We start from the raw sequence: 20,578 nt of genomic DNA on the forward strand, positions 1-20,578 counted from the left end.
CGTGCTGGCGCAGGGATCAAGGCTTGACGGGGGCGCCGCGATGAACCGTCAGGCGAAAATTATCCGCCAGTACGAACTGGTTGAGCGCGTCGTGGGGTACGACCCTAACGCGGATGAAGATGCGCTCAACCGCGCCTATGTCTTCGCGATGAAGGCGCATGGGTCGCAGACGCGCGCCAGCGGCGACCCCTATTACATGCACCCGATCTGGGTGGCATGGCTGCTGACCGAACTGAAGCTGGACTATCGGAGTATCATTACCGCCCTGTTGCATGACACGGTGGAGGATACGCTGACGACGCTGGAGGAAATCCAGCGTCTGTTCGGGGCGGAGGTGGCGCGTCTGGTCGACGGCGTCACCAAACTGTCGCGCATTGAGCTGCAGAATATCGGTGAGCAGAGCGAGAGCACCAAGCAGGCGGAAAATTTCCGCAAGCTGGTGCTGGCCATGTCGGAAGATATCCGCGTTCTGCTGGTCAAGCTGGCCGACCGTCTCCACAATATGGAGACGCTGCAATATCTGAAGCCGGAAAAGCGCCGCCGCATCGCCCGCGAGACGCTGGAAATCTATGTGCCCCTGGCGGAGCGCATCGGCATCCAGCGCTGGAAGGACGAGCTGGAAAATATCGCCTTCCGGGAGCTGAACACCGACGCCTACGAATCCATCAAGATCCGTTTGGATGAGATGGAAAAGGTGGGGGCGGGTCGCGTCGACCGCATCATTGACGAGTTGAAGAAGACGATCTGCTTCGGCAATGAATCGCCGATCCCCGAGGCGGAGATCAGCGGCCGGCGCAAATCGCCCTATTCGATCTGGCGCAAGATGCACGCCAAGAATGTGGCGTTCGAACAATTATCTGACGTCATGGCGTTCCGCGTTGTCGTCGATAATATTACCGAATGCTATCAGGCATTGGGCATCATCCATGCCCGCTATCCGGTGGTGCCGGGGCGGTTCAAGGATTACATCTCCACGCCCAAGCCCAACGGCTATCAATCCATCCACACCACGGTGATCGGGCCGGAAAAGCAGCGGATTGAGGTGCAGATCCGCACCCGTGACATGCATGCCGTGGCCGATATGGGCGTGGCCGCCCACTGGTCCTACAAGCAGGGAGCGGGGCCAGAGGCACCGCGCACGGAAGGCCGGCAATATCGCTGGCTGCGCGAGCTGCTGGATATTTTGGAACATGCCACCCGGCCGGAAGAGTTTCTGGAACATACCAAGCTGGAACTGTTCCAGGATCAGGTCTTCTGCTTCACGCCCAAGGGTGACCTGATCGCGCTGCCGCGCGGGGCGACGCCGGTTGATTTCGCCTATGCCGTGCACAGCCAGGTGGGCGACACCTGCGTTGGGTCCAAGATCAATGGCCGGATGCAGCCGCTGCGCTCCCACCTGCAGAACGGCGATCAGGTGGAAATCCTCACCTCGAAAAATTCCTCGCCCTCGCCGGACTGGGAAAATTTCGTCATCACCGGCAAGGCGCGGGCCCGCATCCGCCGCTTTACCCGCACCCAGCAGCGGGGCGAGCATATCAAGCTCGGCCGCGGGTTGATGGAGCGGATTTTCAAGCAGGAAGGCTACGAATACTCGGAAAAAGCTTTCGATGCGGTGCTGAAAATCTATCAGCAGCCCTCGGTGGATGATCTGCTGGCGGCCATTGGCAGCGGGCAGACCGGGTCGCGCGATGTCTTCAATTCCATTTTCCCTGGCCACCGCACCGTTACGCCCGCCACCAGCGACGAGAAGGTGGCGGCCTCTGTGGCGGCGGCGGCCAGTAAGGCCAAGTCCCGCAAGACCGGCGCGCCGCTGGCCATCCGCGGGCTGATCCCCGGCATGGCTGTGCATTATGCCCGCTGCTGCCATCCCATCGTCGGCGACCGTATCGTCGGCATCGTCACCACCGGCAAGGGGGTGACGATCCACACGATCGATTGTGAGACGCTGGAAAGCTTCCATGACAGCCCGGAACGCTGGATCGACGTTTCCTGGGATCCCACGGCCGACAGCCCGGACGATCTGGTCGGCCGCTTGTCGGTGGTGGTGTCGAACGAAACCGGGGCGCTGGGCAACCTGTCAACGGTGATCGGCAAGAATGGTGGGAATATCACCAACCTGAAAATCACCAACCGCACCTCGGATTATTTTGAGATGTTGATCGATGTGGACGTGCATGACGTGAAGCATCTGACCAACATCATGGCCGCCTTGCGCGCCACCCCCGTGATCCAGTCGGTGGAACGCGGGCGCTGAAATCCGCTCCCCTGGTCAAGGGGGGCGGGGTTGGCAAGCCGGAAAGGGCTTTGGCACCATTATGTTCATGCGCCGTCACCCCTTGAGCCGGGCACAACAGCTGCGCCGATTGCTCTGGCCGCGCATGGGGCTTCGCCGCCAGGGGCGCTATTACATCATCAAGGTGGCCCGCATCCAGGGCACGCCGCATTCCATTGCCCTGGGCATGGCGGCTGGCGTCTTCATGGGGCTGACCCCCTTTATCGGCCTGCATGTGCCCCTGTCCATGGGGCTGGCCTGGCTGTTGGGCGCCCGGATGATGGCGGGGGTGGTGGGTACGCTGATCGCCAATCCCTGGACCTATCCGGCCATCTGGTTTGCCAGTTACCGGCTCGGCTGCCTGCTGCTGGGCATGTCACCGGGGGAAGGGCAGGGGCCTGACCTGTCGCTGACCTTCCTGCTGGACCATCCCTGGCAGCTGTTCATGCCGATGCTGGTCGGGGGCGGCCTGCTGGGGGCGGTGCTGGGGCCGCTCACCTATCTCGTTGCCAAGCCGCTCATCGCGCTCTATCAGCAACGCAGGGCGGAGCGCCGCCGGGCGGCGGCGCGCAAACGGCTGAAAGGATAAAAGATGGCGGGGCGGGCTTTGCGTCTGGGCGTGAATATCGACCATGTTGCCACGGTGCGCAATGCGCGTGGCGGGGAACATCCCGATCCGGTGCGGGCCGCCCTGCTGGCGATTGAAGCCGGGGCCGACGGCATCACCGCCCATCTGCGCGAAGACCGCCGCCATATCCGCGACGGCGATATTGAGCGGCTGATGGCCAGCATCACCCGGCCGCTGAATTTTGAGATGGCGGCGACGGAGGAGATGCTGGCCATCGCCCTGCGCCATAAGCCGCACGCCGTCTGTCTGGTGCCGGAACGGCGGGAGGAGCGGACGACGGAGGGCGGGCTGGATGTGGTCGCCAACCGCGATTATCTGAAACCCTTCATTGCCCGCCTGTCCGATGCCGGCATCCGGGTTTCCCTGTTCATTGGCGCAGAGACAGCGCAGTTGGATGCGGCGGTGGCCGTCGGGGCGCCGGTGGTGGAACTGCATACCGGTGCCTATGCCGATGCCCCGGCGGGCCGGGCGCGGGAGGCCGAGCTGGCGCGGCTGGTGGCCGGGGCCGCCCATGCGGCGTCCATCGGCCTGGAATGCCATGCCGGCCATGGGCTGTCGTTTGAGAATGTCGCCCCCATCGCCGCCATCCCCACCATTGTGGAGCTGAATATCGGCCATTTCCTGATCGGGGAGGCGATTTTCAGCGGGCTGGCGGCGACATTGGCCGAGATGCGGGCGCGTATGGATGCCGCCCGTACCGTTGCGGTTGGCGCATGATCCTGGGTATCGGCAGCGATCTGGTGGATATCCGCCGCATCCAGGCCAGCCTGGACCGGTTCGGCGCCCGTTTCACGGCCCGCGTCTTTACAGCCGCCGAACGGGCGGCGGGTGATGGCAAGCTCACCCCCGCCGCCCGCGCCGCCTTTTATGCCAAGCGCTTTGCCGCCAAGGAGGCGGCATCCAAGGCGCTGGGCACCGGCTATGCCGAGGGCGTGCATTTCTGTGACCTGGAGGTGGTGTCGGCGGCCAATGGTCGCCCCGCCTTGCTGTGCCATGGCGGGGCGCTCGCCCGGTTGCAAGCGCTGACCCCGCCCGGCATGGCGGCCCGGATCGATCTGTCGATGACGGACGAGCCGCCTTATGCCCAAGCCTTCATCGTCATCTCCACCACCGTGCTGCCATGAGCCAGACCCGCAAGAGCGCCCGTGTGAAGCCCATTTCCCAGGCGCCCAGCCATAGCGGCTGGGGGGAGGTGATGCGCACGGTTGCCATCGCCCTGCTGTTTGCCATCACTGCGCGCACCAGCGCCTTTGAGCTGTTCAACATCCCCAGCGGTTCCATGGTGCCGACGCTGCTGGTGGGTGACTATGTGGTGGTGTCGAAATTCTCTTATGGTTTCAGCCGCTATTCGCTGCCCAGCTTCCTGCAGTTCGGCGACCGTTCCGCCCCGGTGACGCGGGATTGTCACGCCGTGCCCGGCCGGCTGTTCGGCCGGATGCCGGATCGGGGCGATGTTGCCGTCTTCAAGCTGCCGAAAGACCCGTCCATTGATTATATCAAGCGCATTGTCGGCCTGCCCTGTGACCGGGTGCAGATGATCGGCGGCACGCTTTATATCAATGGGGAAGCGGCCCCCCGCGTGCGGGTGCCGGATTTCGTGCTGGCGGAAACCTTCGGCGGCACCTTCACCGCCGCGCAATATATCGAAACCTTGCCCGGTGGCCGCCAGCATCCGGTGATTGAGATGGCGGGCGACACCTATCCGCTGGATAATACGCCGGTCTATACCGTGCCGCCGGGCCATGTTTTCGCCATGGGCGACAGCCGGGATAATTCCCAGGATAGCCGGGTGCCGGAGGCGGTGGGCATGGTGCCGCTGGAAAATCTGGTGGGGCGCGCCAGTCACGTCCTGCTGTCGCTGGAGGAGGGGGCGCCCCTCTGGCAATTCTGGAAATGGCCGTCGGTCCTGCGGGACGGACGGGTTTGGGAGCCGGTTGAATGAGTAAGAACCTGCCATCCACCGCCGCCGCCCCGGCAGAGGGGTTGGAAACGGCGCTGGGCCATAGCTTCACCAACAAGCTGCTGCTGCGGGAGGCGCTGACCCATCCGTCTGTCGGCGGCATGGATCGCCGGGCCGTTGGCCGGGGTTATGAACGGCTGGAATTCCTGGGCGACCGGGTGCTGGGGCTGGTGGTCGCCGAATGGTTGCTGGACCGTTTCCCCAGCGAGCCGGAAGGGGCGCTGGCCCGCCGGCTGACAGCCCTGGTGCGGGCCGAGGCCCTGGTGGTGGTGGCGGGCAAGATCGGTCTTGCCCAATATCTGCACTTGTCCCCGTCCGAACAGGCGGCCGAGGGCGGCATCAAGCCCGCCATCCTGGCCGATGCCTGCGAGGCGGTGATTGGCGCGCTTTATCTTGATGCCGGGCTGGAGCCGGCGCGGGCCTTCATCCGCCGCCATTGGGATGTGCAATTGGAACGCGCCCGCGCCGCACCCCCGCAAGACCCGAAGACCGGCCTTCAGGAATGGGCGCTGGCGCGCGGACAAAAATTGCCGCTCTATGAGGATATCGGCCGCAGCGGCCCCGACCATGCCCCGCAGTTCGAAGTCCGCGTCAGTGTGGATGGACACGAACCGGCGACGGCCAAGGGGCCATCCAAACGCGCGGCGGAAAAGGCTGCCGCCGAACAATTGCTGCGCCGTGTTAGGACGTGAATGACCGAGAATGAAAAGAAGCCGTCTCCGGATGGCAGCCAAGCCGCTTCGGCACAGGATACCCCGCCGGCAAGCGGTGACGATATCGTCTCCCGCTTCCTGTCCGGCCAGGGGGCTGCCGATGAAACGCCGGCGCCGGAGAATCCCCGTTGCGGCTTCGTCGCCCTGGTGGGCGCCCCCAATGCCGGCAAATCCACCCTGCTGAACGCGCTGGTGGGTTCCAAGATTTCCATCGTCAGCCCCAAGGTGCAGACCACACGGTCGCGCGTGCTGGGCATTGGCATGGAAGGCGACAGCCAGATTCTTTATGTCGATACGCCGGGCATCTTCACGCCGAAGAAGCGGTTGGAACGCGCCATGGTGGCGGCGGCCTGGCAGGGGGCGACCGATGCCGATCTGGTGGCTGTGCTGTTCGATGCCACGCAGAAGCGGATCGATGATGATACGCTGGGCATCATCGAAAAGCTGAAGGAGGCTGGCCGCAAGGCTTTGCTGATCCTCAACAAGATCGACCTGATTCGGCGTGACCGCCTGCTGGAACTGGCGCAGGAATTTGCCGGTCATGGCATTTTCACCGATACTTTCATGGTCTCCGCCCTGACCGGTGACGGGCTGCAGGGCTTGCTGAAATTCATTGCCGGCGCCCTGCCGGCCGGCCCCTGGCTCTACCCGCCCGACCAGCTTTCTGACATGCCGGAACGTCTGCTGGCGGCAGAGGTGACGCGGGAAAAGCTGTTCCTTCAGCTCCACCAGGAAGTTCCCTATGCCACCACGGTGGAAACGGAAAGCTGGCAAGAGTTTGAGAATGGCAGCGTGCGCATCTCCCAGGTGATCTATGTCCAGCGCGACAGCCAGAAGGCCATCATCCTGGGCAAGGGCGGGGCGCGCATCAAATCCATCTCCGTGGCCTCGCGCCTGGAATTGACCAAGATGCTGGAACGCCCGGTTCACCTGATGCTGTTCATCAAGGTGCGGGAGAACTGGTCGGAAGACCCCGACCAGTACGAGGCCTGGGGCCTGGACTTCAACGCCTGATGGTTACGACGGAAAAGGCCCCCGGAACAGTGCAGTTCCGGGGGCCTTTTCTTTCACCGGCCGTGTCGACTGGCCACATAGAAAAAGGCGCCGCGGAATTTCCGCCGGCGCCTTTTCTTCAAGCACAGGGCCGTCAGGCCAACAGCTTACTTCAGGCCGAAGCTCTGGAAGCGCTTGTTGAACTTGGCGATCTGCCCGCCGGTGTCCAGCAGCTTCTGAACGCCGGTCCACGCCGGATGCGACTTGGTGTCGATGTCCAGACGCAGCGTGTCGCCGGCCTTGCCCATGGTGGAGCGGGTCTTGAACGAGGTGCCGTCGGTCATGATGACGGTGATCTCGTGGTAGTCGGGATGGATATCGGTCTTCATGGTCGGCAGTCCTCAAAACGAAGCCGGGCTTATAAACAATCGCGCGCAGCATGGCAACCCCATCACGCATTGCTGTAACGCAAAGCTGGGTTGGGCTGCGGCAGGTGTTCCAGTTGCCCTCAGGCCGCGCAGCCGTTACCACGGGTGACGGGTGGATGCCACCTGCTTTTTCTGATTGAGGGCTCTGCCTTGGCGTTTCGAGACAGCAACCGTTCCGATGATGCCGCCGCCGCCCGCCCGGTGCGGCGGGATTTGAAGCCGCTGCGGCTGCTCTGGCCCTTTCTGATGCCCTATCGGGCGCGGATGGTGGGGGCGACGCTGGCGCTCATCGTCTCCGCCGGCACGGTGCTGGGGCTGGGGCAGGGGCTGCGGGCGTTGGTGGATCATGGATTCGCCGCCGGGGATGGCAGTTTGCTGAATCAGGCGCTGCTGGTCCTGCTGCTGGTGATCATCCTGATGGCGGTGTCGACCTTTGCCCGATTCTATCTCGTCTCCTGGGTGGGGGAACGGGTGGTGGCGGATATCCGCCGCCGGGTCTTTGACCATCTGGTGTCCCTGTCTCCGGAATTTTATGAGACGACTCGCACCGGTGAGGTGATGTCGCGCCTGACCACTGACACCACCTTGTTGCAGCAGGTGATCGGCACCTCCGTCTCCATCGCGCTGCGCAATATCCTGATGATGGCCGGCGGTCTGGTGCTGCTGGGGCTGACCAGCGCCAAGCTGACTGGCATGGTCTTGCTGGTGGTGCCGCTGGTGGTGGCGCCCATCGTGATTTTCGGCCGCAAGGTTCGCCAGCTTTCCCGCGCCTCTCAGGATGCGGTGGCCGATGTCGGCAGTGCCGTGGATGAGGTGCTGGGCGGCATCCGCACCGTGCAGGCCTTCGGTCATGAGGCCTGGGAGCGCCAGCGATTCGCCGACCGGGTGGAGGCGGCCGTCGATGTCGCCCTGCTGCGCATCAAGGCACGGTCATGGTTGACCATGCTGGTGATCGTGCTGGTCTTCACCGCCATCGGGCTGGTGCTCTGGGTGGGCGGGCAGGATGTCATTGCCGGGCGAATCAGTGGCGGCCAGCTTTCGGCCTTCGTCTTTTATGCCGTGCTGGTGGCCGGTGCCGTCGGGGCACTGTCGGAGGTGGCCAGCGATCTGGCCCGCGCGGCGGGGGCCACCGAACGGCTGTTCGACCTGCTGGCCACGCCGTCCCCCGTGCAGCCCCCCTCCCAGCCGTTGCCCCTGCCGCAGCCGGCGCGCGGGGCGGTGCAGTTCGACGATGTGCATTTCAATTACCCCGCCCGCCCCGACCAGTCGGCCCTGACCGGCCTGACCCTGGCGGTGGAGCCGGGGGAGACGGTGGCGCTGGTCGGCCCGTCCGGTGCCGGCAAGACGACGATCTTCCAATTGCTGCTACGCTTTTACGATCCGCAGCGGGGCAGCATCCGGCTGGATGGGGTGGATGTGGCCCAGGCGGCGCTGGCTGACCTGCGTGGGCGCATCGCCATTGTGCCGCAGGATCCGGTGATTTTCTCCACCAATGCCATGGAAAATATCCGCTATGGCCGCCCCGATGCCAGTGATGCCGAGGTGCTGGCGGCCGCCCAGGCCGCCCATGCGCTGGAATTCCTGCAGGCGCTGCCGGACGGGTTCAACACGTTCTTAGGTGAAAAGGGCGTGCGGCTGTCCGGTGGCCAGCGCCAGCGCATCGCTATCGCCCGCGCCATTCTGCGCAACGCGCCCGTGCTGCTGCTGGATGAGGCGACATCCGCGCTGGATGCCGAAAGCGAACGCGCCGTGCAGCAGGCGCTGGACGGGTTGATGCGCGGGCGTACCACCCTGATCATCGCCCACCGGCTTTCCACCATCGTCAATGCCGACCGCATCGTCGTGCTGAATCAGGGACGGGTGGAAGCCGTGGGCCGGCATGAGGAGCTGATCCACCAGAACGGGCTCTATGCCCGGCTGGCGGCCTTGCAGTTCGACCAGCCGCACGGCGCCTGATCACCGGCCGGGCAGGGGGCCTCCCCGCCCGGCCGGTGATGTGTCAGCGGATGCGGGACAGTGCCAGTTGCGCCTTGGACGCGGCGACCAACAGGTCTTCCGGCTTCACCGGCAGGGTGGCCGGGCGCTTGGCGGTCGGATAGGCCTTTTCCAGCAGGCTGATGGCCTGCGTTGCCTCCGCCGGGGCCGACTTGCCCGCCTTGGTCAAGCCGTTCAGCCGCTGCTTGGCGGCGATGGCGAAACCGTACCCGTCCAGATAGGGTTCAAACGCGGTGCCGGCCGCAGCGGTGCGGTACTGGCGCGCGCCACGGTCGATCATGTCGGCCAGCAGTTTGGCCTGAACCTGGGCCGGGGAAACCGTTCCCGCCGGGGCCTTGCCGGCGGCGGCCTCCAGCGCATCCAGCACGGCCTTCACGGCCTTCTTCACCTCTGGCAGCGGGGCCTTGTTCAGCGCCAGCTCGGATGCCTTTTCCATCTGTGCCTGGAAGGGCGTGACGCCCTGGGCTTTGAAGACAGGCTCCAGATCGACATAAATCTCTGAAATCGGGTGGGCGAACATCTCCCCGGCGGCCTGGGCCTCGCCCTCCTCGAAGGCTTTCAGCCCGGCATGATAATGGGCGGCGGTGACATCCAGGGCGGAGATGAAGGCGACTGGATCCTTGGCGGCGGCCTCGGGGCTGACGCCGGCTTCCCCGCCTTCGCCACCCTCGCCCCCTTCACCCCCTTCACCCCCCTGCGCCAGCTGCATCAGCAGCGGTGCGCCGTCCAAGGTCGGGCTGGCGGTGGCAGAGAGCATCGGGGCGGCACCGGCCACGACGGACAGGCCGATGCCGAGCCAGAGGCGATGACGAATTTGCATGATCCGTTCCCATAATTTGCTGCACGAAAGATGGGCGAGACGGTGCCATGTGGCCTATAATATTGCAAGTCACTCGCAACACCATTCTCTTCTGAAACGGCTGGAACCCCGATGATACTGCCCGTCGCCAATGTACTTTCCCCGGATCAGATACAGCAGATTGTCGAACGCCTGACCGGCGGGCGCTGGCAGCCGGGGGCGGCGACGGCGGGCTGGCACGCCCGCCTGGTGAAAGAAAATGAACAGCTGCGTGCCGACGACCCCGCCCATGCCGATCTGCGGGCTCTGGTGGAACAGGCGGTTCGGGGTAATCCGGTGGTGGCGATGGCCACCAGGCCACGCCGCTTCGGCCCCATCCTGTTCAGCCGCTATGCCGGGGGTCAGCATTATGGCTCGCATGTTGATGATGCGCTGATGGGCGGGGTGCGCACCGATATTTCCTTCACCTTGTTTCTGGCTGAACCGGAAAGCTACGAGGGGGGCGAGCTGGTGATGGAGACGACGGCAGGGGAGGTGGCCTTCAAGCTGCCGGCGGGCAGCGGCATCTTCTATCCCTCCACCACCCTGCATCATGTGGCGCCGGTAACAGCGGGGCAGCGCATGGCGGCCGTCGGCTGGATACGCTCCCTGGTGCGCGATGCGGCGGAGCGGGAAATCCTGTTTGATCTGGATACAGCCCGTCAGGCCCTGTTCCAGCAATCCGGCAAGACGCCGGCCTTTGATCTTCTCTCCAAATCCCTGGCCAATCTGCTGCGCAAATGGGTGGAGGATTGATTTCGGCGCCCTGGGGGGCCGCGCCCCCCCGGCGGCCCGGATTTCCGCCGCCCAGCGACGAATTGGCCCGGCGGATGATTGTTTAAGCCAATTCTTATTGATCCGTGTCAATGCAGCGGCCCTTGCACTGCGGCAATCTTCTGCAATCGAACCTTGGATGGCAGGAGAAGACCCATGTCGCAGAGCCCTTTCCGTTTTCGTGCCGAAGATGCCATAGCGCTGAGCCTGATGGATCTGGCGAACGCGCTTTCCCACCAGTGCGAAGGGGTTCTGGCCGAAGCCGGGCTGACCGCACCGCAATGGACGGTGCTGATGAATGTGGCCGGTGATGTGAATTTTCAGGATGGCCGCCGCATCGGCGATGGCATCTTCTCCTCGGAGATCGCTTCGGCCCGTGGCCTGTCGCGCCCGCATATCAGCGCCACCGTGACCGAGCTGATCCGCAAGGGCCTGATCAGCCAGACCGATGATCCGCAGGATCGCCGTCGCAAGCTGCTGCGCGTCACCCCGGCCGGTCTGGAAATCCTCTATCGTCTGCAGCCGCGCCGGCAAATGATCAATGACCGTCTGCTGGCCGATCTGTCGGCCGATCAGCGCCAGCGCCTGATGGACCTGCTGCTGGTGGCCCGCCGCCGCGCCCGCGAAACCGCGGAGGGCGATACGGTAAGTCTGCGGATCGCCTGAAACGTGGCGGGCGCCGCCCGCCAATCATGGCATAATTGAGGTGTTTTGCTGCTATGCACAACGGGCTGGGTTGCGGAACAGGCTGTTGAATCAGCCTGCTCTTAACCCAATGTTAGCCACGTTTCGTGTTGCAGCATGTGCCCGGTCCGTTAAGGCAATCCACCTATCCTTTTGGCTGGGCCTTCTTGCGGCGCGAAACGGGCGTGACGATATAGAGTGCGACAGTGGGTCTTCGTCGCGCCGCCTATCACGTCACGCCCGGCCCCGTCCGCAGGTTCCGTCAGCAGGTGATGCTTGTCATGGCTCTGGATATTCGTCCGCTCGTCGATGGTGTCGCGGTTGCCCCGCAGATGACGCTGGATGATCTTGCCGCCATCAAGGCTGCGGGTTATCGCACCATTATCAATAACCGTCCTGATGGCGAAGATCCGGGCCAGCCCACTGCCGCTGAAGCGGCGGCCCGTGCCCAGGCGCTGGGGCTTGCCTATATTCACCAGCCGGTCACCAGCGCCACGCTGGGCGCAGAGGCGGCAACCGCTTTTGCTGGGGCTGTTGCAGCTTCACCCGGCCCCGTTCTCGCCCATTGCCGCAGCGGCACACGCTGCACGATTCTCTGGGCACTCGCTGAAGCGAAAGCGGGAACGCATTCAATTGACGAAATATTGCGTATAGCTGGCTCTGCGGGTTACGATATTTCCGCTCATCGGCCTCTGCTCGACCGACAGCGCTAAAAGTCGGGATAATCATACGGCGAAAACGCTTAAGGCCATTGTGTTGGCCGCATCGCTGTGCGAGTGTCGCTACCGGTCCGGTCGGGGTACCGGTAGGTGGAGGCTGCACGCGACATGATGCGCAGTTGGGCTCAAGGGCTCCTCGCAATCCTGTTTACAGTGACGTTGGTCCAGGGGAGTTTGCTTCCCCGGGCCGCGATGCAATCCTTTGCCTCCAGCCTGCTGGCCGTACCGCTGCTTTCGCTCTCTCCGGAGGATAAGCAGCAGTCGCCTCGTTTTTCCGATAAGGGAATTGAGCCGACTTCCAGTCGCTCCCATGGCTCCGCCAAGCGTGAACGGCAGCTGGATGGTGATGAGCCGTCCTTGCTGCCGACCTTGCTTGTGGTGGCCATTGCTCTCTTCTACGCTCTGCCACTGCGTGGCAGCGACGTCGTTCGTGCCCTTCGCATCGGCCTGACGCCGGAAGGGCGCCATCGTGAAGCCGGACGCTGCCCCACCGGGCCGCCCGGTTTGCCGTGCTGAGAGTGAGCGGGTTTCTGCACGGCGTTTCGCCTGCCTACGGCCCGCAAAGAACTGTCCCCGTAACAGGCCCTGTCTTTGAAGTCCTGCTTCGGACTTGTCAGGCCGTCGCATTCGGAACCTTGTCGAACAGCGGTGATTGCTTGGCGTGATACTTCCTTCGCAACGGGGAGGTCGCGTGTATCACTGACTTTTGGCAAGAACATGGCGCGCGGCGGTGGGTTTGAAAAAAGTCGGCTTTGAATAAGACCGGCAGATGATTCAACCCACCTATGTGTGCTATGCCGGATGCCCCATCCCCCGTGGATCGAGTGACCGACCGATGTCCTACCTGTCGCAAACGCCCTATCGGCGGCAACAGCAGCCGCAAAAGTCCGGGCGGTTGGTTGGCATTGCGGTGGTTGTTGTCCTGCATATCGGGTTGATCTACGCCCTCGCATCCGGTCTTGCCCGCGATGTGGTTCAGATGGCTACTGAACCGCTCGAGACCAAGATCATCGAGGACGTACCCCCGCCGCCGCCGGAAGAACCGCCGCCGCCGCCGCCACCGCAGTTTGAACCGCCCCCGCAGGTGTTCGTTCCGCCGCCCGAGATTGTGATCTCGCAGCCGCCGCCGCCCAATCCGCCGATGGCGGCGACGACCAATGTGCGGCCGCCGGAAGTTCGTCCGCCGACGCCGGCCCCGACGCCCGCTCCTGCTGCCCCGCCGGCACCGCCGACGGGTGGCAAGCTGAACGTCAAGTCGGTGTCGAAGCCGGAATATCCCTCCCAGTCGATTCGACTGGAAGAAGCCGGTACGACGATGATGCGCCTCTATTGTAATGAAGATGGTCGCATCTCCGATGCCAAGGTTGAAAAGTCGAGCGGATTTGAACGGCTTGATAATGCCTGGATGAAGGAAGCCAAGCGCGGTCGCTGGAAGTGCGAACCGCCGACGGTTGATGGCAAGACCCAGGGCGCTTGGTTGCCCGTGGTCGTTCCGCTGACCTTCCGCCTGGAAGATGCGCGCTAAGCGCCAGTTGCAAGACCGATCGATCCCATTCGAAACACGTAAGTCTGAAAGCAGAGCTACGATGAGCAAGATGTTCACCCTCGGCGGTATCAGCCGCCTTGCCGCTGCCGCCGCCCTGGTTGCCACCCTGTCGGCCCCGGTTTTTGCCCAGGCGACCGATCCGGCTGCCGCCCCGGCCGCCACCACGACCGCCCCTGCCGATCCGGCTGCCGCTCCGGCCGCTGCCCCGGCTGCCGCTGAGCCGGCCGCTGCCCCCGCCGCTGAACCGGCCGCTGAAGCTCCGGCCGCCCCCACCGAGAACCCCTATGGTCTGAAGGCCATCGTTGCCCATGGTGACCCGGTCGACCAGGGCGTGCTGGTTGTTCTGGTCATCATGTCCGCCGGCACCTGGTACATCCTGATCACCAAGCTGTTCGAACAGACCCGCCTGATGAGCCAGGCCAAGGCCGCCGAGAAGGATTTCTGGACCGCCGGTTCGGTTGCCGAGGGCGCTACCCGCCTGAAGGAAACCTCGGCTTTCCGTGGCGTGGTGGAAGATGGCCTGCGTGCCACCGAGCATCATGATGGTGCCCTGACCGACCATATCGACCTGCACACCTGGGTGACCATGTCGCTGCAGCGTTCGGTTGACGCGGTCAATGCCCGTCTGCAGGGCGGTCTGTCCTTCCTGGCCTCCGTCGGTTCCACTGCTCCCTTCATCGGTCTGTTCGGTACCGTGTGGGGCATTCTGAACGCGCTGGTGAATATCGGTCTGTCCGGTCAGGCCTCCATCGACAAGGTTGCCGGTCCGGTCGGTAGCGCTCTGGTGATGACCGCCATCGGTCTGCTGGTCGCCGTGCCCGCCGTGCTGGCCTATAACTGGCTGACCCGCCGTAACAAGGTGGTGATGGATCGTCTGCGCAACTTCTCCTCCGATCTGCATGCCCTGCTGATCGCCGGCCAGAAGGTGAAGACCTCCGCCGCCCGGAGCGCCTGACCATGGGAATGAGCGTCGGGCCCGCCGATGGCGATGAAGAAACGGTGGTGTCGGAGATCAATACGACACCGCTCGTGGACGTGATGCTCGTTCTGCTGATCATCTTCCTGCTGACCATTCCGGTCGCTATCCAGACGGTACCCGTGACGCTTCCCAGTGAAGCCAACGTGCCGACTGTGACCAAGCCGGAGAATGTGACCATCGCTGTCGATGCTGACGGCAACATCTACTGGAATGCCAGTCTGTTGCCCGACACAAAGGCACTGTTTGAGCGCATGAAGGAAGTCGCGGTGCTGAACCCCCAGCCGGAAATCCACATCCGTGGTGATAAGGAAGGGCGGTACGAGGCAGTTGGTAAGGTTGTTGTGACCTGTCAGCGCGCCGGCATCATGAAGATCGGCTTTATTACCGAGCCCCCCGCGGGCGTGATGGCGACTGGCGGTCTTTGACCGCCAGTTCCTTCCCCCTCGGGACTTATACGATAGGAGGCCCTCATGGGCATGAGTGTAGGTGGCGGCAGCGGTGAAGAGGGTGCGGTCAGCCCGGAAATGAACACGACGCCGTTGATCGACGTCATGTTGGTGTTGTTGGTGATGCTCATCATCACCATTCCGGTGCAGACTCACGCTGTGAAGCTGGATATGCCGATCGGTAACCCGCCCCAACAGGAAAATCCTGTGGAGCCTGAGGTGGTTACCATTCAGGTTGACTTCGACGGCACTGTTCTGTGGAACGGCCGCGCCCTTGCCGGGCGCGCTGAACTGGAGCAGGAGATCAGGATCGCCGCTGCAAAGCACCCGCAGCCGGAAGTTCACCTCTGGTCCAATAAGCTGGTGAAGTACAAGAGCGTTGCAACTGTTCTTACGTCGGCCCAGCGTCTGGGTCTGACCAAGATCAGTTTGATTGGCGGCGAACAGTTCCTGGACTGATATCGCGTCAGCGAAGATCGTGGCGTCGGGTTTTGTTCCGGCGCCACATCTCTGCCGTCATGTCGTGATGTAATCCGTTTTCAGCGGTCGGATGGCCGGCCGTCATGGTTCACCTGATCGGCGGAGTGGGCGCCCCTTTTGGTGTGCGCGCGCCGATGCGAGATCCGAGATCGAGACAATGACCCGTACCCGTATCTTCAAGGCCGCCCTGCTGGGAACGGCTCTCGCCTTTGGCTCCTTCGCTGCCGTGATGGCGCCGGCCGATGCCTTTGCGCAGAAGGCCAAGGAGGAGAAGGGCAAGCCCGCTGGTGACACCGTGCGGCCCGAGGTTGGCAAGCCGCTGACCGAAGCCCAGGATCTGATGAAGGCGAAGAAGTTCAAGGAAGCTGTCGCCAAGATCCGCGAAGCCGATAATGTTGCCGACAAGACGCCGTTCGAAGATTTCATGGTCGAGCAGATGCGTCTGGTCGCCGCCTATCAGGCGGGCGATACGCCGTCTGCTGAAAAGGCCTTCGAGACGGTGGCGGCTTCCGGCCGTATGCAGGCCTCTCAGCTGCTGACCTTCACGCAGGCTTTTGCCCAGCAATATTATCAGCAGAAGAATTTCGCCAAGGCCATCACCTGGGCCCAGCGCTATTTCAAGGATGGCGGCAACGACGCCACCATGCGCACCCTGCTGTTGCAGGCCTATTACCAGAACAAGGATTATCCCAACGCGATCAAGGAGGTTTCTACCAAGATCGCTGCGGTGGAGAAGTCCGGACAGAAGCCTGACGAGAATGATTTGCGTCTGCTGGCGGCCGCCAACAACGCCATCAATAACGAGGCTGGCTATACGACTGCGCTGGAGAAGTTGGTCCAGTATTATCCGACCAAGGATTATTGGAACGACTTGATCAGTCGTGTGCAGCGGAAGCCGACCTTTGCGCGTGACCGTCTGGAACTCGATTTCTATCGCCTGAAGAATAATCTGGGGCTTCTGGACAGCACCAACGACATCATGGAGATGGCGCAGCTGTCGCTGCAGGCCGGTAACCCCGGTGAAGCCCAGGTGATTGTCGACAAGGGCTATGCCTTGAAGCTGCTGGGTCAGGGCAAGGAAGCCGAACGCCATCAGCGCCTGAAGGACTTGGCTGCCAAGAATGTGGCCGAGGACAAGAAGACGCTGGCCCAGACCGAACAGCAGGCCGTTGCCGGTGGTAATCCGGGTCCGATGCTGCGTGTTGCAGAGGCCTATGCTGGTTACGGCCAGTATGACAAGGCAATCACGCTGACCGAACAGGCCCTGGCCAAGGGCACCGGTTTGAAGAACCCGGATGATGCACGCTTGCGTCTGGTGACCTACTACATTGCCGCCGGTCAGAAGGCGAAGGCGGAAGCCACTGCCAAGCAGATCAAGGGCACCGACGGCCCCGCCGATCTGGCGCACCTGAGTCTGCTGGCCGCTTCTGCCAAGAAGTAAGCCAGCCGGAAGGGGCGGGTGGATCAATCCACCCGCCCCTTTGCTTATCTGATCAGTGTGAAAGGCTGCGGCTGTCTCTGCCGTTGCCTTTCGCTCGACTGTTGCCGGATCCATGATGCCGGAATTCGAACCGCTCTATCGTCCACGACTGCATTACCCCGAACGGGCCCTGCGGCTGCGGCGGGAGGGGCGTGTCATTGTCGAGTTTCAGATTGGCAGTGATGGCGCGCCCCATGATGTCCGCGTGGTGGAGGCCATTCCGCCCGGTTTGTTCGAACAATCGGCGCTGCGTTATGCTGCCGGCCTTCGCTACATGCCGGAGGGGGGGGGAGACGGCGAGGCGCTGGATATCCGGGAGCGGGCGCGCCAAAGGCTGGTCGTGCGTTTTGAAATGCGGGGCCAAGCCTAGGGCGGATGGTCAGATGGCTGAGACACGGATAAGCAGCCAAACAGCATGGGCCCCAGCGCCATGGGGTCCAACTATAATGTCGATTAGATGTGGCTGCCATAGCTCCTGCTGAATTGCTGGGCAGCTTTTCCGTCATTGGCAGCGGAAGGTCTTCCCCTCCGGCCTGGAAGTCCTTATCTGTATGCCAGCGGCACTGCTTTCACCTGAAACGGGAGAAGTCCCATGGGCGCGATGAGCCTTTGGCATTGGGTTATTGTTCTGGTTGTCGTTCTGCTGGTATTTGGTGCCGGCAAGCTGCCCAATGTGATGGGGGACATGGCCAAGGGCGTGAAAGCGTTCAAGAAGGGGATGCGCGACGACGATGCCCCGGCCGATGATCCCAAGCTGACCGAGACCAAGCCGGGCGCCGACGCGCCGCGCTGAGCGGCGTTTCCTGTGTGACATCGGCTTCCATCACCATGGACATGTCGGATCGTGATCCTTTTCTAACCCCGGCGGATGTTGAACATCTGGCCGAGGATCGTTCTGCCGAACCGCGCATTCTTCTGGTGCAGAAGATTGTGCGGACGGCGGAGCTTGGCCTTATGGCGCCAGGTGCACAGGAAACGGCGCGGGACCTGTTGCTGCGGCTGGCCCGTGACACCGTGCTCCAAGTGCGCGAGGCGGTGGCGTGGCAGGTCTATAACAGCCCACTGCTGAATGATGAGCTTGCCCATGCACTTGCCACCGATGTCACTTCGGTGGCTTTTCCCCTGCTGCGCCATGCCGACAGTCTGGCAGATTCGATCCTGCTGGAGGTGATTGGCCAGGATGATGCGGCCAAGCATCTGGCCATTGCTGCGCGGCGGGCATTGTCGGCGACTGTCAGTCACTCCCTGGCCAAGGTTGGCAATCTTGCCGTCATCGCCACGCTGGCGGGTAATGCCGGCGCGGACCTGTCGGAGAAGACCTTGCAGGGACTGGCGGACCGCTATGCCCATGTGCCGCTGATCGCGGAGCCGCTGGCTGGACGTGAATTGCTGCCGGCCTCGGTGGTCGAACGGCTGGTGGCCGGCGCGTCCAATCTGGTACGGGATATGTTGATCGACCGCTACCATCTCTCCCCCGTTCTGGTGAAGGAGTTGGTGGCGCATGGCCGTGACAGCGCCACATTGGCGCTGCTGCGCCCGTTGGGGCGTTCGGGCATGGATTCTCGTGCCATGGCGGTGCATTTGCACGATTCCGGCCGCCTGGGCTTGCCGCTTCTGCTGCGCGCCCTCTGCGCGGGCGACTTTGATTTCTTCGCCGCCGGCCTTTCGGTTCGCTCCCGTGTTGCCACCGGTAATGTGGCGGCCTTGCTGGCCGATGGGACGGGGGAGGGGCTGCGCGCCCTGTTGGGCCATGCCCATGTGCCCAAGCGTCTGCAACAACCCTTTCTGCTGGCCCATCAGGTGGCGCAGGAGAGGGGATATGCTGGCGGTGACAGCGGCCGCAGTGACTATCAAGCAGCGGCTTTGGCCACCCTCTATGCTAAATGCGGTCAGTCGGAAGAGCGGGCCATGGACGATCTGCTCCTGCAATTATTTGATTGTAAGGATGACCAGCTTGTCGACGCGGCAATGGATCAGGCGGGGGTACTATTCGTGCCCGTGCGGGGCACACCCCCCGGCGTCAAACGGCGATAATTCGACCGCATTGCCGTTTGACGTCGCTCACCGGCTTCAGAACGCCTTGATCTGCATCTGGATCGGGCCTTCGGCCCGGCCATGGATGAACTGATCGACATAGGGGTTGCCGGAATTGTCGATCTGCGACACCGGCCCGACCCAGATCAGCTTACCTTTATAGAGCATGGCGATACGGTCGGCGATCTTGCGGGCGCTGGCCATGTCATGGGTGATGGACAGGGCAGTGGCACCCAGATCCTTCACACATTTCACGATCAGATCATTGATGACGTCGGCCATGATCGGGTCCAGCCCGGTGGTCGGCTCATCGAAAAAGATGATTTCCGGATTGGTGCAGATGGCGCGGGCCAGACCAACGCGCTTCTGCATCCCGCCGGAAAGCTCAGATGGCGACAGGTTTGCCACATCCGGCGTCAGGCCGACGGCACCCAACGTGGCGATGGCGCGTTCCCGCGCCTCCTTGCGGCCCACCCCATGACCCTGGATCAGGCCGAAGGCGACATTTTCCCAGACCGGCAAGCTGTCAAACAGGGCGGCCCCCTGGAACAACATCCCAAACTTCGCCAAAGCCCGTTCGCGGTCGCGGCCACCAATATGGGTCGTATCCTCGCCATCGATCTGGATCGTCCCTGAATCCGGCGTCAGGATGCCCAGGATGCTTTTCAGCAGCACCGATTTACCGGTGCCGGAACCGCCAATGATGACGACGCTTTCGCCGCGCTTGATCTCCAGATCAACGCCATCCAGCACGACCTTGGGACCAAAAGCCTTCTTCACACCTTTCAGGGCGATCTTCGGCACTTCCATGGCGGTGTTCAATTCCAGTGTCTCGCTCATGAGAAGAAGATCCCCGTCAGCAGATAATTCAGCACCAGGATAAGGATGGAGGAGGAAACCACGGCATTGGTAGTGGCTGCCCCCACACCCTGCGCGCCCCCGCGCGAGTTATAGCCGTGGTAGCAGCCCATCAGGGAGATGACGAAGCCGAAGGCACCGGCCTTCACCAGCCCCGACACCACATCCATGAATTCAAGATAATGCCAGGTATTGTTGATGTAGCTGGAGGGGTTGAAGCCCAGCCGGTAGACCGACACCAGATAACCGCCGAACACGCCAATGATATCGGCCACCAGCACCAGCAGCGGCAGCATGGTGGTGCCGGCCAGCAGACGCGGCACCACCAGATATTTGAAGGGGTTGGTGGACAGGGTGGTCAGCGCGTCCACCTGTTCCGTCACCCGCATGGTGCCCAGCTCCGCCGCCATGGCGGCACCGATGCGCCCAGCCACCATCAGGCCGGCCAGCACCGGCCCCAGCTCGCGGGTGATGGACAGCACCACCACGGTGGCGATGGCGCTTTCGGCCGAGAAACGGGAGAAGCCGCTATAGCTTTGTAGTGCCAGCACCATGCCGGTGAAAACGGCGGTCAGGCCGACGACGGGCAGGCTGTAATAGCCGATCTCCACCATCTGCCGGCCGATATGGCGGAAATAGAAGGGCGGGCGCACGCAATGCGACAGGGCCGTCAGGGTAAACAGGGCCAGCCGACCCGTCGCTTCCAGGAAGGTCAGGGTGGCGCGACCAATCGCACGAAGGAACTGCATTA

The 20,578-nt window shown here is 63.1% G+C and carries 24 protein-coding genes; 20 read left to right on the forward strand and 4 right to left on the reverse strand.

What is annotated here, in order from left to right; translation table 11 throughout:
- Window positions 1-40: 40 nt before the first annotated feature.
- From CHB97_RS03005 to era, 7 genes are all read left to right on the forward strand, one after another.
- Window positions 41-2,254, forward strand: a complete 2,214-nt coding sequence (locus tag CHB97_RS03005) for a bifunctional (p)ppGpp synthetase/guanosine-3',5'-bis(diphosphate) 3'-pyrophosphohydrolase (protein ID WP_244559357.1) — start codon at window positions 41-43, stop codon at window positions 2,252-2,254.
- Window positions 2,255-2,321: 67 nt separating this feature from the next.
- Window positions 2,322-2,861, forward strand: coding sequence for a DUF2062 domain-containing protein (locus CHB97_RS03010; RefSeq protein WP_160105508.1), 540 nt, complete (start codon window positions 2,322-2,324; stop codon window positions 2,859-2,861).
- Window positions 2,862-2,864: 3 nt separating this feature from the next.
- Window positions 2,865-3,617, forward strand: a complete 753-nt coding sequence (locus tag CHB97_RS03015; protein ID WP_089286432.1) for a pyridoxine 5'-phosphate synthase — start codon at window positions 2,865-2,867, stop codon at window positions 3,615-3,617.
- Window positions 3,614-4,024: a holo-ACP synthase gene (gene acpS / locus CHB97_RS03020; RefSeq protein ID WP_089286433.1), complete on the forward strand. Its 411-nt coding sequence runs from the start codon at window positions 3,614-3,616 to the stop codon at window positions 4,022-4,024. Before CHB97_RS03015 ends, acpS begins: the two co-directional genes overlap by 4 nt.
- Entirely contained in the window at window positions 4,021-4,842 is an 822-nt protein-coding gene (gene lepB / locus CHB97_RS03025) for a signal peptidase I (RefSeq protein ID WP_089286434.1), read from the forward strand. Before acpS ends, lepB begins: the two co-directional genes overlap by 4 nt.
- The gene (rnc, locus tag CHB97_RS03030; RefSeq protein WP_089286435.1) at window positions 4,839-5,552 is read left to right on the forward strand and encodes a ribonuclease III; all 714 of its coding nucleotides are present in this window, start codon (window positions 4,839-4,841) and stop codon (window positions 5,550-5,552) included. Before lepB ends, rnc begins: the two co-directional genes overlap by 4 nt.
- Window positions 5,553-6,587 (forward strand): GTPase Era, encoded by a 1,035-nt coding sequence (era, locus tag CHB97_RS03035; RefSeq protein ID WP_089286436.1) that lies wholly within the window; start codon window positions 5,553-5,555, stop codon window positions 6,585-6,587. It abuts the gene before it with no gap.
- Window positions 6,588-6,733: 146 nt separating this feature from the next.
- Here the strand turns inward: era and rpmE are convergent, their stop codons facing one another.
- The gene (gene rpmE / locus CHB97_RS03040; protein ID WP_089286437.1) at window positions 6,734-6,955 is read right to left on the reverse strand and encodes a 50S ribosomal protein L31; all 222 of its coding nucleotides are present in this window, start codon (window positions 6,953-6,955) and stop codon (window positions 6,734-6,736) included.
- Between the two features lie 189 nt (window positions 6,956-7,144).
- Between rpmE and CHB97_RS03045 the strand changes: the two genes are divergently transcribed.
- Entirely contained in the window at window positions 7,145-8,950 is a 1,806-nt protein-coding gene (locus CHB97_RS03045) for an ABC transporter transmembrane domain-containing protein (RefSeq protein ID WP_256387112.1), read from the forward strand.
- 43 nt (window positions 8,951-8,993) lie between these two features.
- Here CHB97_RS03045 and CHB97_RS03050 read toward each other — a convergent pair whose 3' ends face one another.
- Window positions 8,994-9,809 (reverse strand): hypothetical protein, encoded by an 816-nt coding sequence (locus CHB97_RS03050; protein WP_089286438.1) that lies wholly within the window; start codon window positions 9,807-9,809, stop codon window positions 8,994-8,996.
- 111 nt (window positions 9,810-9,920) lie between these two features.
- Between CHB97_RS03050 and CHB97_RS03055 the strand changes: the two genes are divergently transcribed.
- The 12 genes from CHB97_RS03055 (at window position 9,921) to CHB97_RS03110 (ending at window position 18,969) form a co-directional block, all read left to right on the forward strand.
- Entirely contained in the window at window positions 9,921-10,583 is a 663-nt protein-coding gene (locus CHB97_RS03055; protein WP_089286439.1) for a Fe2+-dependent dioxygenase, read from the forward strand.
- A gap of 174 nt (window positions 10,584-10,757) precedes the next feature.
- Window positions 10,758-11,267 carry a MarR family winged helix-turn-helix transcriptional regulator gene (locus CHB97_RS03060; RefSeq protein ID WP_089286440.1) on the forward strand — a complete coding sequence of 170 codons (510 nt, stop codon included), beginning with the start codon at window positions 10,758-10,760 and terminating at the stop codon, window positions 11,265-11,267.
- 299 nt (window positions 11,268-11,566) lie between these two features.
- Window positions 11,567-11,998 carry a TIGR01244 family sulfur transferase gene (locus CHB97_RS03065; protein ID WP_089286873.1) on the forward strand — a complete coding sequence of 144 codons (432 nt, stop codon included), beginning with the start codon at window positions 11,567-11,569 and terminating at the stop codon, window positions 11,996-11,998.
- Window positions 11,999-12,112: 114 nt separating this feature from the next.
- Entirely contained in the window at window positions 12,113-12,520 is a 408-nt protein-coding gene (locus CHB97_RS03070; RefSeq protein WP_089286441.1) for a hypothetical protein, read from the forward strand.
- 319 nt (window positions 12,521-12,839) lie between these two features.
- On the forward strand, window positions 12,840-13,529 hold the full coding sequence (locus CHB97_RS03075; RefSeq protein WP_089286442.1) for an energy transducer TonB: 690 nt from the start codon (window positions 12,840-12,842) through the stop codon (window positions 13,527-13,529).
- Between the two features lie 61 nt (window positions 13,530-13,590).
- The gene (locus CHB97_RS03080) at window positions 13,591-14,505 is read left to right on the forward strand and encodes a MotA/TolQ/ExbB proton channel family protein (RefSeq protein ID WP_200819780.1); all 915 of its coding nucleotides are present in this window, start codon (window positions 13,591-13,593) and stop codon (window positions 14,503-14,505) included.
- Between the two features lie 2 nt (window positions 14,506-14,507).
- Window positions 14,508-14,954: a biopolymer transporter ExbD gene (locus tag CHB97_RS03085; RefSeq protein WP_089286443.1), complete on the forward strand. Its 447-nt coding sequence runs from the start codon at window positions 14,508-14,510 to the stop codon at window positions 14,952-14,954.
- 45 nt (window positions 14,955-14,999) lie between these two features.
- Window positions 15,000-15,434 (forward strand): biopolymer transporter ExbD, encoded by a 435-nt coding sequence (locus CHB97_RS03090; RefSeq protein WP_089286444.1) that lies wholly within the window; start codon window positions 15,000-15,002, stop codon window positions 15,432-15,434.
- A gap of 178 nt (window positions 15,435-15,612) precedes the next feature.
- Complete coding sequence (locus tag CHB97_RS03095; RefSeq protein ID WP_160105510.1) at window positions 15,613-16,896, forward strand: tetratricopeptide repeat protein; 1,284 nt, start codon at window positions 15,613-15,615, stop codon at window positions 16,894-16,896.
- A 112-nt stretch (window positions 16,897-17,008) separates the two neighbouring features.
- Entirely contained in the window at window positions 17,009-17,305 is a 297-nt protein-coding gene (locus tag CHB97_RS03100; protein WP_089286446.1) for an energy transducer TonB, read from the forward strand.
- Window positions 17,306-17,527: 222 nt separating this feature from the next.
- On the forward strand, window positions 17,528-17,728 hold the full coding sequence (locus CHB97_RS03105; protein WP_089286447.1) for a twin-arginine translocase TatA/TatE family subunit: 201 nt from the start codon (window positions 17,528-17,530) through the stop codon (window positions 17,726-17,728).
- A gap of 35 nt (window positions 17,729-17,763) precedes the next feature.
- On the forward strand, window positions 17,764-18,969 hold the full coding sequence (locus tag CHB97_RS03110; RefSeq protein WP_089286448.1) for a DUF2336 domain-containing protein: 1,206 nt from the start codon (window positions 17,764-17,766) through the stop codon (window positions 18,967-18,969).
- Between the two features lie 36 nt (window positions 18,970-19,005).
- Here CHB97_RS03110 and CHB97_RS03115 read toward each other — a convergent pair whose 3' ends face one another.
- Together CHB97_RS03115 and CHB97_RS03120 are read right to left on the reverse strand one after the other, a co-directional pair.
- Window positions 19,006-19,809, reverse strand: a complete 804-nt coding sequence (locus tag CHB97_RS03115) for an ABC transporter ATP-binding protein (protein WP_244559358.1) — start codon at window positions 19,807-19,809, stop codon at window positions 19,006-19,008.
- Window positions 19,806-20,576, reverse strand: coding sequence for an ABC transporter permease (locus CHB97_RS03120; protein ID WP_089286449.1), 771 nt, complete (start codon window positions 20,574-20,576; stop codon window positions 19,806-19,808). Before CHB97_RS03120 ends, CHB97_RS03115 begins: the two co-directional genes overlap by 4 nt.
- Window positions 20,577-20,578: the final 2 nt, after the last annotated feature.

It is taken from the genome of Azospirillum sp. RU38E (assembly GCF_900188385.1).
Taxonomy (GTDB): domain Bacteria; phylum Pseudomonadota; class Alphaproteobacteria; order Azospirillales; family Azospirillaceae; genus Niveispirillum.